The sequence below is a fragment of the Microbulbifer sp. ALW1 genome (assembly GCF_009903625.1).
Lineage (GTDB): Bacteria > Pseudomonadota > Gammaproteobacteria > Pseudomonadales > Cellvibrionaceae > Microbulbifer.
In genome coordinates this window covers 2530623-2546426 of the sequence record NZ_CP047569.1, presented here as the reverse complement: position 1 = coordinate 2546426, position 15804 = coordinate 2530623, and the positions used below count along the sequence as shown (strand labels likewise).

The 15804-nt window shown below is 57.1% G+C and carries 13 protein-coding genes; 3 read left to right on the top strand and 10 right to left on the bottom strand.

All coding sequences use genetic code 11. From position 1 onward, the window contains the following. Window positions 1-76 precede the first annotated feature (76 nt). Window positions 77-1318, top strand: a complete 1242-nt coding sequence (locus GRX76_RS10550) for an OprO/OprP family phosphate-selective porin (protein ID WP_160153269.1) — start codon at window positions 77-79, stop codon at window positions 1316-1318. A gap of 102 nt (window positions 1319-1420) precedes the next feature. Here GRX76_RS10550 and GRX76_RS10545 read toward each other — a convergent pair whose 3' ends face one another. Beyond that, window positions 1421-4972 (bottom strand): indolepyruvate ferredoxin oxidoreductase family protein, encoded by a 3552-nt coding sequence (locus tag GRX76_RS10545; RefSeq protein WP_160153268.1) that lies wholly within the window; start codon window positions 4970-4972, stop codon window positions 1421-1423. 260 nt (window positions 4973-5232) lie between these two features. On the opposite strand from GRX76_RS10545, the gene GRX76_RS10540 reads away from it, so the two are divergent. Then, window positions 5233-5703 carry an Lrp/AsnC family transcriptional regulator gene (locus tag GRX76_RS10540; RefSeq protein WP_010131435.1) on the top strand — a complete coding sequence of 157 codons (471 nt, stop codon included), beginning with the start codon at window positions 5233-5235 and terminating at the stop codon, window positions 5701-5703. A gap of 91 nt (window positions 5704-5794) precedes the next feature. Here GRX76_RS10540 and GRX76_RS10535 read toward each other — a convergent pair whose 3' ends face one another. Continuing rightward, entirely contained in the window at window positions 5795-6304 is a 510-nt protein-coding gene (locus tag GRX76_RS10535) for a shikimate kinase (protein WP_160153267.1), read from the bottom strand. A 34-nt stretch (window positions 6305-6338) separates the two neighbouring features. After that, on the bottom strand, window positions 6339-7025 hold the full coding sequence (locus tag GRX76_RS10530) for a DapH/DapD/GlmU-related protein (RefSeq protein WP_370463917.1): 687 nt from the start codon (window positions 7023-7025) through the stop codon (window positions 6339-6341). A gap of 217 nt (window positions 7026-7242) precedes the next feature. Between GRX76_RS10530 and GRX76_RS10525 the strand changes: the two genes are divergently transcribed. Further along, a complete protein-coding gene (locus GRX76_RS10525; RefSeq protein ID WP_160153265.1) occupies window positions 7243-7923 on the top strand; it encodes a class I SAM-dependent methyltransferase in 681 nt (226 codons plus the stop codon). On the opposite strand, the gene GRX76_RS10520 is transcribed toward GRX76_RS10525, so the two are convergent. The 7 genes from GRX76_RS10520 to GRX76_RS10495 all read right to left on the bottom strand — a co-directional run bounded on the left by GRX76_RS10520 (window position 7849) and on the right by GRX76_RS10495 (window position 15430). After that, complete coding sequence (locus GRX76_RS10520) at window positions 7849-8946, bottom strand: prenyltransferase/squalene oxidase repeat-containing protein (protein WP_160154924.1); 1098 nt, start codon at window positions 8944-8946, stop codon at window positions 7849-7851. The two genes, GRX76_RS10525 and GRX76_RS10520, sit on opposite strands and share 75 nt — an antisense overlap. 50 nt (window positions 8947-8996) lie before the next feature. Beyond that, a complete protein-coding gene (locus tag GRX76_RS19475; protein WP_370463916.1) occupies window positions 8997-9158 on the bottom strand; it encodes a hypothetical protein in 162 nt (53 codons plus the stop codon). Continuing rightward, the gene (locus GRX76_RS10515) at window positions 9158-9772 is read right to left on the bottom strand and encodes a class I SAM-dependent methyltransferase (RefSeq protein ID WP_370463915.1); all 615 of its coding nucleotides are present in this window, start codon (window positions 9770-9772) and stop codon (window positions 9158-9160) included. The genes GRX76_RS19475 and GRX76_RS10515 overlap by 1 nt, the downstream gene beginning before the upstream one ends. Continuing rightward, window positions 9772-11193: a glycosyltransferase family 4 protein gene (locus tag GRX76_RS10510; protein WP_160153264.1), complete on the bottom strand. Its 1422-nt coding sequence runs from the start codon at window positions 11191-11193 to the stop codon at window positions 9772-9774. The genes GRX76_RS10515 and GRX76_RS10510 overlap by 1 nt, the downstream gene beginning before the upstream one ends. Window positions 11194-11457: 264 nt before the next feature. Next, window positions 11458-12252 carry an OmpW family protein gene (locus GRX76_RS10505; protein ID WP_160153263.1) on the bottom strand — a complete coding sequence of 265 codons (795 nt, stop codon included), beginning with the start codon at window positions 12250-12252 and terminating at the stop codon, window positions 11458-11460. A gap of 367 nt (window positions 12253-12619) precedes the next feature. After that, window positions 12620-14005 carry a glutamine synthetase family protein gene (locus GRX76_RS10500; protein WP_160153262.1) on the bottom strand — a complete coding sequence of 462 codons (1386 nt, stop codon included), beginning with the start codon at window positions 14003-14005 and terminating at the stop codon, window positions 12620-12622. Window positions 14006-14080: 75 nt separating this feature from the next. Further along, a complete protein-coding gene (locus GRX76_RS10495) occupies window positions 14081-15430 on the bottom strand; it encodes an aspartate aminotransferase family protein (RefSeq protein WP_160153261.1) in 1350 nt (449 codons plus the stop codon). Between the last annotated feature and the right edge of the window lie 374 nt (window positions 15431-15804).

Genomic DNA, 15804 nt, shown 5'->3' with positions numbered 1-15804 from the left:
TCTAATTTCTTACAGCGAAAGCTGCCTGCTAGACTCCGCGGCGTTCAAATAAACCAGACGACACAGGAACTGACGCATGCACTGCTTTAACAAGAGCCTGATGGCCATAGCCCTGACCAGCCTGCTCTCCGGTACCGCAACGGCCGACGAAGCGGAAACCAAAGGCGGTCTTAAGATAACCTCGGACGACGGCAACTTTTCTGCCTCCCTCGGCGGGCGCATTCACTTCGATACTTACCTGTTTGACACTGATATCGAAGATCCCATCAGCACCACCGACTTCCGTCGCGCACGGATTACCCTGAAGGGCAACATCTACGACTGGGGCTACGTGCTGGAGCAAGACTTCACCGGCGGCGACACCCTGAGCGGTTACCGCGATGTATTTATCTCCCACAAGTTCCTGAACGGTGAAGTCCGCATCGGCCAGCTCAAGCCCTTCCGCTCCATGGCGGAAATGACCAGCTCCAACGAGCTGACCATGCTGGAGCGCCCTTTTTCCAGCGCTACCGGGCTCTACGACGGCAATCAGTTCCAGCAGGGCATCGGCTGGACCGGCGTACTGGACTGCTTCACCCTGGGCATGATGGCCTTCAACCTGCGGGATGCGGGTACCCCTCGCAATGAAGGTGTCGGCGCTGCCGGACGCCTCGCCTGGGCCCCCATCAACACGGACGAAAAAACGCTGCACTTTGGCACCTATGTCAGCTTTGAGAACGCCAACCGGAACTCCCCCGACCTGATTGCCGAAGCAGATTACGCTGGCCGCCGCGGCCCGTCCCAGTTGATGGCACTCACTCCGGGCAACCTGGGTGGCGACGCAACCACCGCCGGGCTCGAACTGGCAGGTAGCTACGGACCGCTGTACCTGCAGGCCGAATACGTAATCGGTGGCTTCGAGGGCGATTTCTTTATTTCGGAAGAGGATTACGCAGATGATTTCGGCGCCCCCGCGCCCTTCCCCTGTGATCCCGAATTCGGCTGTTACATCGACAACCAGACAGTCCACACTTGGTACGTGCAAGGCAGCTGGATGCTGACCGGTGAACACAAGGCCTACAGCAAGAAACGCGGTGCGTTCAGCTCCGCCAAACCCAGTGGTGACGGCCTGTGGGGTGGCGCCTGGGAGCTGACCTTCCGCTACGACACCATGGAAAACCGCGACTACGATTTCCTGGAGGCCAGCAGCACGACCGTCGGCCTCAATTTCTACGCCAACCGCAACGTGCGCTTTATGTTCAATTACATCATGGGTGACGATGACTTCACTGGCGATAACACCGACCAGTTTGGTATTCGAGCTCAGATTGGCTGGTAACCCAGCCCCGTATCGCAGACAAAAAAATGGCGAGCCTGAGGCTCGCCATTTTTCATTGCAAACTGCTGATTTCCAACTTGGGACTTCAAACGACTACCGGTATTAGCCCACCTGCTGCGCTTTGGCCGGATCAAACACCTCCACCTGTACGGGTACGTCCTGAGCCCCCACTTTCGGATTGTAGAAGCGTTGCAGGGCCAGCCCACGGGTCTCTTCGGCGAGCTTCACGTTCTCATCTTTGATCAGGCCATAGCCGCGAATCTGGTCCGGGTAATTCAGCAGCTCGATGGCAGCTGCGTGATTCTCAGCACTGAGCTTGCCGATCACTTCGTCCACCAGCTTGACGTAGTCGTCAATCAAACCCCGCTCCATTTTGCGCTCGGCGGTATAGCCAAAGATATCCAGTGCGGTGCCGCGCAGGAACTTAAACTTGGCCAGCACCCCAAAGGCTTTATGCATCCAGCCACCAAACTTGAGTTTGCGCGGGCGTCCGATATTTTTGTCGAACGGGCTCAACAGTGGCGGGGCCATGTTGAATTCCAGTTCAAAGTCACCGGCAAAATTCTCTTTCAGCGCTTCGACAAAGCGGCCATCGCTGTACAGGCGCGCCACCTCATACTCGTCCTTGTAAGCCAGCAGTTTGGCATAGTTGTGGGCAACAACCTCTGCCAACGCCTCACTACCCGGCACCCGCAGGATTTCAGCCCCTTTGACCTTGTCCACCAGGGCGCGGTATCGCTTGGCCAGTGCCGCATTCTGGTAACCGGTGAGGTGCGCCACCCGGTGGGCAACAATTTCCTCAAGCCCCTGCGGCAGCTGCTTTTCTTCCCTCTGGGACAGCAACGCGCTCAGAGCGGAGCGATCTTCCGCGGCCAGACGGCCGGCCGCCAGGCCCTGCAGGTTACCTTCTACCGCCACGCCATTAAGTTCAATGGCCTGCTGAATGGCGGATAGGCCCAAGGGAATCAGCCCCTTCTGCCAGGCGTAGCCCAGCATGAAGATATTCGCCGCCAGAGTGTCACCGAGGGCCGCCTTGGTGAGCTTGTGCCCCTCGACCACGTCCAACTGCTGCACCGCTTCTTTGATGGTGTCCAGCACCGCCTGGGGGGAATGGATATCTTCGCGGCCCAGCACCGATGCGGCGGTGGGGCTGAGGTGGGTATTAACCACCGCACGGCTGTGGGTTTCATCCAGCTTGGCGAGACTGGCGGACAGGTTGCCCGCGGCAATCAGGTCACAGGCCAGCAATGCATCGGCGCGACCGTCAGAAATTCGCACGGCCTGCAGTGCTTCCGGGCGATCGGCAAAGCGCACGTGGGAGTACACGGCACCACCTTTTTGCGCGAGCCCGGTCTGGTCCAGGGTACTGCAGGCTTTATCTTCAATGTGCGCGGCCATTGCCAGCAGCGCGCCGATGGTCACCACTCCGGTACCGCCAACGCCGGTTACCAGCAGGTTGAACGGCTCTTTCAGGTCCGGCATTTGCGGCGCAGGTAGTTTGTCTGCGGCCAGGCAGAGGGCATCGCCAACGCCGGCGCGCTTGTTCAGCTTGCCACCTTTTACGGTGACAAACGACGGACAAAAACCGTTCACGCAAGACATGTCCTGGTTACAGGCGGTCTGGTTAATCCGGCGCTTGTCGCCCAGCTCGGTAGTGACTTTTTCCACGGCAATACAGCTGGACTGGGTCACACAGTCACCACAGCCTTCACAGACCAACTCGTTGATGAACGGGCGCCCTTCCGCTTTTGGCAGCAGTCCGCGCTTGCGCTTTCTGCGCAGCTCGGTGGCACAGGTCTGGTCGTAGATGATGGCCGTACAACCGGACTCTTCCCGCAGTCCTTTCATGACCGCCGGCATATGATCCCGGTGGCGAATTTCCACTTCGCTGGGGAAGCTCAGCACCCCGTCGTACTTTTTCGGGTTATCCATCACCAGCACGACTTTCTTCACCCCTTCCGCCAGCACCTGCCGACAGATCATATCCGGGTGCAGTTCACCGTCGTGGGGCTGGCCGCCAGTCATGGCCACGGCGTCGTTAAACAGGATCTTGTAGGTAATGTTTACCTTGGCCGCCACGGACGCACGAATGGCGAGGATGCCGGAGTGGAAGTAGGTGCCGTCGCCCAGATTGACGAACACATGGGGCTCACTGGTGAAGGCCGCCTGGCCGATCCAGTTGACCCCCTCAGCGCCCATCTGGGTAAAGGTGTAGGTCTCCCGATCCAGCCACTGGGCCATGTAGTGACAGCCGATACCGGCCAGGGCGCGGCTGCCTTCCGGCACTCTGGTGGAACGGTTATGCGGGCAGCCAGCACAGAACATGGGCAGGCGCGCAACACTGGAACCGGCCTGCGCAGAAATACGCTCAGCCAGTGCATCCAGGCGCATCAGGCGGTGTTTGGCGCGATCGTGCAGTTTATCTTCACCCAGCAGGTAGCCCAGTACCTGGGCCACCACCGCGGGCGACAACTCGCCGTACATGGGCAGCAGCGGGTTATCGTGCTCATCGACTTTGCCCAGAATACGGGGGAAATTGGGGTCGCGCAGGTGCACGTTGTACAACTCTTCCTTCAGCTGCACTTCCATCAGGCTGCGCTTTTCTTCCAGCACCAGCAGGCTGTCCAGGCCGCGGGCAAATTCCTGAATGCCCGGTACATCCAGCGGGTAGGTCATACCCACCTTGAGAATACGAATTCCCAGCTCGCGGGCGCGAGCTTCGTCGATCCCCATATCTTCAAAAGCCTGCATCAGGTCCAGATGGGCCTTGCCGGCGGTCACGATACCGAGGGTCGCCTTGGGATTGTCCAGTACCAGCTTGTTCAGCTGGTTGGCGCGCGCAAAAGCCAGTGCCGCCGGGCGCTTGTAACGCCACAGGCGCTCTTCCTGCTCCAGTGGATTGTCCTGTTTGCGAATATTGAGCCCGCCCTGTGGGCGCTCAACTTCCGGGTATTCAAATGAAACACTGGTCGGATCCACTTCCACGGTGGAGGCGCTATCCATGTTCTCTGCCAGTGTGATCATCGCCACCCAGCAGCCGCTGAAGCGGGAAAGCTCCAGGCCATACAGGCCGTAGTCCAGCACTTCCTGCACCGTGGACGGGTTCAGTACCGGGATGTGCATATCGACAAAAGCGAATTCAGACTGACCGGGGTAAGAAGAGGACTTACAGCCGTGGTCGTCACCGGCGATGATCAGTGCGCCCCCTTTGGGCGATGAGCCGGCGGCGTTGGCGTGGCGGAAGGCATCGCAGGAGCGGTCTACCCCCGGGGTTTTGCCGTACCAGATACCACAGACGCCATCCACTTCGGCGCCCTGGAACAGGCCTACCTGCTGGGAACCCCACACCGAGGTGGCAGCCAGTTCCTCGTTAACACCGGGAACGAAGCGCACCTTGTATTCATCCAGGAGCTTCTGCGCCCGGGCGAGCTGCTGGTCATAGCCGCCGAGAGGAGAACCGCGGTATCCGGAAATAAACGTAGCGGTATTGAGCCCGCGGGCGCGGTCAATGCGCATCTGGTCGATGGGCAGGCGCACCAGGGCCTGGATACCGGAAAGGAGCACCCGCCCCTTGAGGATGGTGTACCTGTCATCCAGGGAGACCGGTTTGGTCGCTGCTGCCTGAGAGCCGGGATTCACTTTCTGCTCGCTCATACGCCTACTTCTTTCCGCTTGTACGTGAAGGCCCGCAGTTGTGCGGTCTTCCGCTGATTATTGTGTGTGATTTGAGGCTCGCGTCGCCGGATCGGGCGCCGTTTTAAACGACTTGTACTGAGACGGCCCAAAATAGCGACGGCGTGGTCAAGTCATACTAGTGCTTAAGACACAATGAAACATTGCTTTATTTACAGTTTTGCACTTAGAATTATGACAGCCATCTCGGCCAATGTAGAAAATGTAGGACAGGAGTTTATATGAAGCGCTCAACCGATCTGGATGATTTCGACCGCAAGATTCTGCGGGCGCTGCAGGAGAACGCCGATTATTCCATGGCAGAGCTGGGAGACAAAGTGGGTCTTTCCCATACCCCCTGCTGGCGACGCATCAAACGCCTGGAGGCCGAAGGCATCATCCGTGGTCGCGTCACCCTCCTGGATCCGCGCAAACTTGACCTTGGAGTCACAGTATACTGCTATGTGACCATTCACAACCACGACGAAGACTCTCTGAACAATTTCGAGTCTGCCGTGCAGGATGTACAGGAAGTTGTGGAGTGCTACTCCACCAGTGGCGACAAGGATTACGTTCTGCGTGTAGTAGTAGACAGCGTAGAACACTACGAGCAACTGCTGAAGCGCTCTCTGGTGCACCTGCCCAATGTGGCTTCGGTGAACTCGACCTTTGCGTTGAAGCAGGTTAAGTACACGACGCAGTTACCCCTTTAAAGAGTACCGTTTTAATACGTGCAGCTCTGATTCGTGCAGCGCTAAAACGATCAGGCCCCATTCGGGGCCTTTTTCACGCTGCCCGCAATCCTCAGCGGGCTGCCAGCTGGGTGACAACCTGGCCCAGCACCTGCTCAAGGTCCCGCCCATCGCAGTCCACCACGATATCCGCATAGCGGCGATACAGCGCCTGGCGCTCCTCAAAGAGTTGCTCAAAGCTCTGGCCTGGTGCCTTGGCAATACCGCGACTCTCGTAATTGTGAATGCGGCGACGCAGTTCCTCGGCAGAGCAATTCAGAAATACCGCGGGACCAAAACTCAGCAGGTTGCGCATTCCCTCTTCGCTGTAAACGGCACTGCCACCGGTCGCGATGACATGATTGGGCAGTTGTGCCTCGGCGATCACTTCCCCTTCGATCCGGCGCAGGTTCAGGTAATCGCTCTCGTTCATGATCTCCTGCAGGGTCTTGTCTTCCCGCAGCTGGATCAGCACATCCGTATCCACAAAATCCTTTGCCAGCTCTTTCGCCAGTAACACCCCGAGGGTACTTTTGCCGGCACCCGGCATTCCAATCAGTACTACACTGCCCTGTTTATGCATTGTTATTAGACTTCCACGTTGACTTGCTACTGCGTTAATCCCCTCGCCGCGGCCATACCACCGACCGCAGCCACCCCAGCAGGCTATTGCCTGTGAGCAGCATTTTATCCAATTCGTCGAGATTATGCGCCTGACGGAAGCTGTCGGCGAAAAGTGCCTCGCGGGTGATCATACGGCGGCGGGGATTGATCTGTTTCACCTCCCGCGCCGGATTGCCCGCCACAACCGCATTGGCGGGCACATCACGAGTCACAATGCTGCCGGCCCCAACAACCGCGTTATCGCCAATGGAAACGCCCTTGCAAACGATGGCGCTGTCACCGATCCAGACATTATTGCCAATCGTCACCGGCGCAGTACATCGAAATGGGCGGGTACGATTGTAGAGACCATGCCAGTCAGAGTCTGAGATGTAGACATTCGCCGCCAGCATGCAGGCGTCGCCCAGGGTAATGGACTGCCCCGCAGAGATTCGCACACCGGGAGAAATGAGTACGTAATCGCCAATACGAATGTGGGCATCGCCGCCGCGGTGCCCCATGGCGGTAAAGCGGATGCAATTGTCTGGCGTTGAGATCAGGTGGGGGAAATCTCCCAGGCAAATATTGCTGCCGAACACCTTTACCGACGGCGGGTGCATAATTTCCGGCTCGCGCCCAATGGCATCAAACTGTGGCAATAAAAAGTGACGACTGCGCCAGTTACGAAAGCGCAATTGCAAGCGTTTCAGCCAATATGGTCTATGATCTTTTCGCATTATCTGCAGAAACCGCCTTCTATTCTTGTTGTGATTTTTTGCCGCGCCAGACTGCCTTTTCCAGCGCACCTCAGCGCATCATTGCCACCAAGATGGTCATCGGGACTGCACGCTTAGCACATTGCAAACACCCGGCACCGCGGGTACTGTCTTGCGCAGTCAAACCAATTGAAGAAGAAAAATGGAAACCACGCATTCTCTCGACTCACCCCTCGATTCGCCACTCGACTTTTCACTCGACCAACCGCTCGAACTGCCCCTGGATATCGAATCCGTAAAAGGCTTTCTCGACCCTCAGGAAGGCCGCGCCCTCTACCGCCTAGCGGCCGATGCCAGCGATCTGGGCCCCTGCCTGGAAGTGGGAAGCTACTGTGGCAAATCGACGGTGTACCTGGGTAGCGCGTGCAAACTGATGCACAACTCGCTGTTTGCGGTAGACCATCACCGCGGATCCGAAGAGCACCAGCCCGGTGAGGAGTACCACGATAGCGACCTGTTCGATAGTCGAAGCAATTTGATGGACAGTTTCCATCAATTTCGCAGCACCATGCGTGCAGCCGACCTGGAAGACGTTGTGGTGCCGGTTGTGGCCCCTTCTGCCGTAGCCGCCCGTCACTGGAATACACCGCTGGGCATGGTCTTTATAGACGGCGGACACTCACTGGAAGCAGCACTGACAGACTACCGCAGCTGGTCACGGCACATTGTGCCCGGCGGTTACCTGGCCATTCACGATATCTTCCCCAACCCGGAAGATGGCGGCCAGGCACCCTACGAAATTTACAAATTAGCGCTGGCTTCCGCTCAGTTCGAGCTGGTGCAGATGGTCAAGACCCTCGGAATTCTGCGGCGCATTCAATAAATTCACCTGCGTGAATAGCCCGCTGGCGGGCGTCAACCCCGCCAGCGCATCGGCGGCCAGCAACATGGCACCCACCGTCCAGGTGGTCTTTTCCTCTGGCCACACGGCCTGGTCCCGATAGACATAGCCGGTCCAGTAACCGCCGTCTTTATCCTGCCAGCGGTGCAGGCCACGATAAATGGTCTCGGCTTTTGAGCGCTCGCCAGCAGCCAACAGGGCCATGGTCAGCTCGCAGGATTCCGCTACCGTCACCCAGGGTTCATCGTTGACACAGCGGCAACCCAGATCCTCAACAACAAACTCGGGCCACTTTTTCTGCAGGCGCGCCCTGGCTTCGGCAGCGCCAAATACGCCGGTGAGCACCGGGTAAAACCAGTCCATGGAAAAACGGTCTTTGCTCTCCCAGGTGCGGTCAAAACGTTCGGGCTTGTCTCGCAGCGCCACTCCCAAACGTTCCCGGGCTACAACCCAGTCCGTCCGGGGCCTTCCCAGGGTAACCGCGATATTGATCCCACACTCCAGGCTTTTGTAGATGGAAGCACAACCCGTGATGAGCGCATCTTGCAACGGCGCGCCCTGGCCATCCACTGCCCACTGAATTTCACCGTGTTCCGATTGCAACGCGAGCACGAAATCCAGCGCCTTTTCCACAACCGGCCAGAATTGCAGCAGGAATTCGCGCTCGCCCGCGATCAGGTAGTGGTGCCAGATTCCGGTAGCGATATAGGCCACGAAATTGCTTTCCCGGCGTTCGCGATTGTCCACGCCGCCATTTTTATAGGCGGCCCACCAGCTGCCATCCGCGAGCTGGACGCTGGCCAACCATTCATAGGCGCGCTTTGCCGCGGCAAATTCACCGGCAATACTCAAACCCATGGCCGCTTCCACATGATCCCAGGGGTCCGCGTAATGCCCCGCAAACCAGGGAATACAGCCATCCGCCAGCTGTTGCGACAAGATATAGTCAGCGCTGGTACGTATAAAATCCTTCGGGAAAATGGTGGTCGGCAACTCTGTCGACAACGGTGATTGCGCCGCCTCATCCAAAACCCGGCGCGCGCTGGAAACCTGACTCACGCAGCCACCTCCCGACGATTGTTCTCAACAGCGGTAAGTGCCTCATCCTCCCCGGCAGGTTTCACCTGAGCGGGTTTTACAAAATAAAGCGCGATACTTTTACCCAGCAGTGGGTTTAGCAGCTTTTCGAGCCAGCGCGTCAAACGCGGCTTTTCCATCAGGTCCCACACCAGAAAGCGGTGATAGGCAGAGATAATCGGTTTGTCATCCTGCCCCAGAACAGACACTTGAGCCACCAGTAAGGTGCGTGTAACGCGTGCGCTTTGTGCCGTGCGAAATATTGATGACCCAATCGCTCGATAATCTCACGCAGCTGTTTTTCACGAAAAATACGGATATGCCCGCCCTCAACCTGGTGATAGGCAGACGAAAGTTTCCAGCAAATCCACTCCGGGAAATACGCTGGAACTGTGGCAGCAAATATGCCACCGGGCTTCAGCACCCGGTTGATTTCCGCCAATACCCCCTGATAGTCCGGAATATGCTCCAGCACTTCCGAGCAAATAACTACATCAAAAAAATCGTTGGCAAACGGTAACTGCAGTGCATTCCCGACACCCAATTGCAGCCGACCACACCCCTCTCCGGACTCGGTAAAGGGCGCCGCACGTTCACTCGCCGTTTTCACGTCCTCAATACTCAGGTCGATGCCGAATACATCCACGGCATCCGTCAGCATCAGGTGAATGGCATGGCGCCCTTCCCCGCAACCAAGGTCGAGGACGCGTTGTCCCGGTTTCAGTTGCAGCAGCTTCGGATCAACGGTAATCATCAGGCCGCCTCTCCCTGATTGTCAGATGCATCAGCATTTGACCTCGGCATCGCGGATTCCGATACCGGCTTTGTCGCACGAGTACCACTCGCCGAGTGCTTCGGCATTTCGCCCGGTGTTGCTGTCGCCACTTCTGGAGCAACCGGCACACCACCGATAATCTCCCGGTAATAAGACACCAGATGAGCCGCCGCAACCTGCCAGGAAAACTGCTCTTCAATGCGACGACGGCCCGCCGCACCCAGCGACTGGCACAACTCCGGATTCGATAATAACTGTTCGATCGCGCGCACCAGCGCGCCGCTGTCCCCCGCCGGCACTACGATACCGGCGTCACCAACAACCTCTGGCAGGGCACCACCATCGCTGGAAATCACCGGCACCTGACAGGCCATGGCCTCGCCGGCGGGTAAGCCAAAGCCCTCATACAACGAGGGGCAAACCACCATCCCGGAAGACGCGTAGTGCTCCACCATGGCGCGGTTGGAAATACCCGAGACAAAACGGACCGTGGAGTGTAAATCCAGCTCCTCCAACAAGGTTTCAGTAGCGCCACCAGGCTGTAGCTTGCCAATGACCAGTAACTTCAGTTGCGGGTAGCGGGGGCGCAACAACGCCATCGCCTGCAACAAAAACCGCAGCCCCTTGAGCGGCTGGTCGGCGGAAGCCGTGGTCATTATTTGAAAAGGATCAGGCTGAATCTGCGGCTGAGGCGCAAAGACTTCGGTATCGATACCGTTATAAATCAACTTGAGTTGCGCCGGCGACACACCAAACTGCGTGACAATATCGTTCAGGGACTGCGTCGACACCGTTACCAGATTTTTCAGCCGGCGGGAAACCTTGATCTGCATTCCGAGAAAGTTGTGCCAGCGGCGCACCAAAAGGCGATAACGCCAGTCCGGCGCCGCATCCAGTGCCAGCTGTCGGTCTCGGGTAATCGGGTGATGGATGGTGGCCACCACCGGCAACCCCTGTCGCTCGATTTCCAGCAACCCATAACAGAGAGACTGGTTGTCGTGCACGACGTCGTAATGCTGTCCGTGACGACGCAGGTAGTGGGCAACCCGCCGCCCAAAACTGTATGGCTCGGCAAAGCCACCGGTTAATTTGCTGAACCACTCGAAAAAATCCGCCCAACTGAGCAGATGTTTGAGCTTCAGGGCGCGCGCGGGACGTTCGTGTTCGTAGAGATTGAGCCCCGGCATCTTGATCAAACGCACGCGGGGATCCAGTTCAGGATAGGGTTGGCCGGAAATCACGTCGACCTTGTGGCCGGCTTCCACCAACGCCTTGCTCAGATAATGCAGGTAAACACCCTGCCCCCCACAGTGGGGATGGCTGCGATACCCCAATAAACAGATATTCAGAGGCCGGGTTTCGGCCGATGGACCGTCTATATGATTTCCCAAGGCGGTCATAGATTCCCCGTCATTATTGTTCTGGCGATCGCAACGAGAGCCGGGCGCCGAAAACGCGAAGAATACACTGGCGAAGAAATGACTGCCAGACAGAATCCGTCCACGATTAAGACCAGACTACTCAGTCCACTTCACTCAAGCCATTTCAGGTATCCGGCATCTTAACCGGCCACTGATGCAAAACTGCCCAGGCGCTCACGACAAAGCCCCGGTGTATGCGGAGATACATTCACCGGGGCATTGACGTCTGGAGCATTCGTCAGATCAGAAGCTGAATTTGTAGCCCACACCCAGGTTGAAGATCCAGGGATCGATATCCATATCTTGACGGACCCGCACCGGAACAAAGTCTGGCTGTGCAAACCCGGGGGCATCTACCCGCTGATCGTATCCCAGCTCCAGCTCAGGGCTGGCATCCACATACATGGCTGACACATTCACCTGCCAGGCACTGTCGCGACCAAAATTGAAATCCACACCCACTTGTGCGGTCCAGCTAAAGTCGCTGCCGAAATTCAGCAGACCTTCGGCACTGCCGTCGTCAACGAATACCGGACGCAGAAAATCCTGCTCGATATCAACATAGGCTGCACCCACACCCACGTAGGGCTGGATCATGCAGGTTGCGTCCAGCGGATACCAGTTGGCAAACAGGCTGGTGGTGTTCATTTCGAAATCACCGATGCTGCCAAAGCCACCGTTTGTGAGCACGTCATCCGCAAACACGTCCACGGCAAAATTCGCATCCAGGTCGGCAGAGTTTGAGTGATAGAGCTCTACCCCCCAGTGATCTGCGGCCATCCAGGCAAAGCTGACATACCAGGTCGTATCAGTGTCGAGATCCAAATCCACAACCACGTCAGTCAGGACCGACTCTTCATCATCCGTGGAAGGGTCGTCGACAAAAAAGGACTCGGTAAGTGTAAAAATGTCTTCGCTCGGATCGACGTACGAAGCACCAACGCGGACCATGACACTGCCGCTGGTGTACTGAGCAAGCGCAGGTGTGGTAGTAAGTGCTGCGGCTATCGCAAGCGGGATTAAGGACTTGGTTCGCATGGGTAACTCCTTTTAACTCTGAAATGCTCCATTGCCGCCAGCTGCCACAAAATAAACGTGACCCGTGCGTGCGGTTAGTTTCAGTATAGGTGGAGTTTTCTGGAAAACAGCAAGTAATGCCTAAGCATTAACCGACAAATGGGAAGAAATTTCTGCAAGATTTCACTTGCCAAAAAAAATGCCCGCCATAAGGCGGGCCAGTTTTCTCGAACACACTTTCAGGAGGAGAGTTTGCGACGCACTGTGTACGCAAGTGCACAGCTGTCTGTGTTTAGGTATAGCAGAGCCGCAACGGCTACCAACTACCTTGTCATCAAACCCTCTGATTAGTAGTCGCAATCGACGCCTAAAAACATCTGGCGTCGGATCAGACCCTTTGCAGGTAACTCTGGTACTCCACATCGGTTACCCGCGATGCGATTTCCGCCTGCTCCTGGCGCTTGAGTAACACAAACAATTCGACAAATTCCGGGTCGAGGTACTCCTGCCACAATGCACTTTTTTCAAAACGGTCCACTGCGGCTCCCCAGGCATTAATCAGCTGCTCACTTTCTACCTGGTAGGCATCCCCCTCTACCGGTGCCGGTGGCTCCAGTTTGTGCTCCAGCCCGTGGCATACACCGGCCAAAATAGCTGCCAACACCAGGTAGGCATTGACGTCGGCGCCGGCAATGCGATGCTCAATGCGCCGCGCTGCGGCATCACTGGCGGGAATACGGAAGGTCACCGTGCGGTTGTCGTAACCCCAGCAAAGGTTCAGGGGCGCGTGGCTGCTTTCCTGGAAACGGCGGTAGGAATTGGCGTGGGGTGCAAAGATTGCCATGGCGTCATTCGCCGTCGCCATCATCCCGGCTACCGCGTTGCGCAGCAAATCCGAACCTTCATCACTACCATCGTTGAAGACGTTATTGCCATCCGCATCCACCAGGCTCAGGTGAACATGCATCCCGTTGCCGGCAAGTTCACCAAAGGGTTTTGCCATGGCACTGACACGCAAACCGTGACTACGGGCCACGCCTTTCAGCAGTCGCTTAAACAGCAGCGTCTGGTCGGCAACCTTTAACGGGTCATCACAGTGCAGCAAGTTAATTTCAAACTGTCCGGGCGCGCACTCGGACAGAATAGAGTCTGCGGGAATCCCCTGCTCTTCACAGGCGGCACGCACATCCGCAAAGAAATGCCGCTGGGAATCCAGCTCAGAGAGATCGTACACATCGGTGGAGGGCACCAGATCGGAGTCGTTGTCACTCACTGGCCGCGGTCGACCCAGGTCATCCGCCTCTTCCCGGAGCAAATAAAATTCCAGTTCGGTGGCGCAAACAGCCTTGTAACCGAGCTCGCCAAGCCGTGTCACCACCTTCTGCAGTTGTGCACGGGGGTCCGCGTAAAGTACCGAGCCGTCCGCCTCAAACAACTGCATATGCAGCTGGGCTGTAGGCTCACGGTGCCAGGGGGCCAGGCACACCGGAGATACCGGCTGACAGACCCCGTCGCTATCACCACTGGCAAACACCAGGGGGCTGTTTTCAATATCCCGGCCCCAGATATCCAGGCTAACGGCACTGCGGGGCATCTGTAGTGCGCCGCCCAGCAGCTTGTTTACAGAGTCGGCAGGTAGCCATTTTCCCCGCGGCACACCGTTGATATCGAAGGCAAAGCCCTCAACCCAGGTGAGATGTGGGTGCGCCTCGAGGAATTCTTCCGACTCCCGGAGCAGTTCTGCGGACGGCTGATATTGTTGTTCTGATGCCATAAAAACGATTCACGCTTGTGGGTAGGGTTGGCCCTCACCCAATAGATAGGGAAAGCGAGGGCCATTTAGCCGAGTTTACGCCATGGCTTTGGCAGTATCATCCAGTGCGCGATGGGCTTTTTCCACCAGTTCATCGATCTGGGTGGTGGTGAGGATCAGCGGCGGTGCGATGATCATGGTGTCACCGGTGGCACGCATCACCAGGCCATTTTTGATACTCATATCCCGACATACGGCGCCGGCGGTGCATTTGTCATCAAACCGGCTACGGGCGCCTTTATCGTTCACCAGCTCCAGCGCGCCCACCAGACCGAGGCTACGCGCCTCACCGACAATCGGGTGGTCCGCCAGTTCCGCCCAGCGCTTGGCCAGGTAGGGGCCGGTATTGTCGCGTACGTTTTCGATGATTTTTTCGTTCCGCAGGATATTCAAGGTCGCGAGACCAGCCATACAGGCGGCCGGGTGCGCCGAGTAGGTATATCCGTGGGTGAACTCTCCCCCCTTGGCCTTGATGACGTCTGCCACACGGTCGCTGACCATGGTGCCACCCAGCGGGAAGTAGCCATTGGTCACCGCCTTGGCGAAGGTCATCAGGTCCGGCTTCATGCCATAGTAGTCGGCACCAAACCACTCACCGGTACGGCCAAAGCCAAATATCACTTCATCCATCACCAGCAGGATGTCGTACTGATCGAGGATTTTCTTCACTTCCGGCCAGTAGGTTTCCGGTGGGATGATCACACCGCCCGCGCCCTGAATCGGCTCGGCAATAAAGGCCGCAACCTTTTCCGGACCCAGCTCCTGGATTTTCTCGTCCAGACGACGGGCTGCCTGAATACCGAACTCCTCCGGTGACAGGTCGCCGCCCTCGCCAAACCAGTACGGCTGGTCAATATGCGTGATGTAATCCAGCGCCTGGAACTGTTTGTGCATGCCACTCATACCACCGAGGCTGGCGCCGCCGATGGTAGAACCGTGGTAACCGTTTTTACGGGAGATGACGATGCGCTTTTCCGGCTGGTCTTTCAAATCCCAGTAGCGACGAATGATGCGCAGATTGGTGTCATTGGCTTCACTACCAGAGCCGGTGAAGAACACATTGTTCATGCCCGCCGGGGTCACTTCCGCCAGCATATCTGCCAGCTCAATGGAGGGCACCGTGGTGCACTGGAAAAAGCTGTTATAGAACGGCAGCTTGTTCAGCTGCTCGTAGATGGCCTCGCTGATTTCACGGCGGCTGTAGCCCAGGTTACAGCACCACAGCCCGGACATGCCGTCGAGCATCTGGTGACCGTCGATATCGGTAATGTAAGCGCCTTCTGCACTGGTAATCACCCGGGTGCCCTGCCTACCGAGATCGTGAAAATCAGTAAACGGGTGCAGCAGATGCTCGCGGTCATGTTGTTGTAATTGGCTTTTGTTCATGAACTCACTCCTGATTCAATTACCGCCTTCAATGGGCCTGCAGAGCAGCCTGAAGCGCGACCAGCAAAATGTGATCACATTTTAGCGGCAGGAATATGAAAGGTGCAACCGGAATCTCAGCCAACTCCCTGAACCACTTACCTGAGCAACCACTGCACAAGCCCTGCGCACAAAATCTGAGCGAACGACAATATCCCAACGAAACTAGGTCTAAACGACAGACCAGATCTGAACACAAAGACCAGACCCAAAGACCAGACCCAAAGAGTAGTGCCCCAGATTCCGGCTCACAGTTGCGCCTGTACAGTCGGGAGGAAAATGGCCCATTAAAGCAATCCAAAGAGCCCGATATGAGAGATAAAAGACGAGAGAGC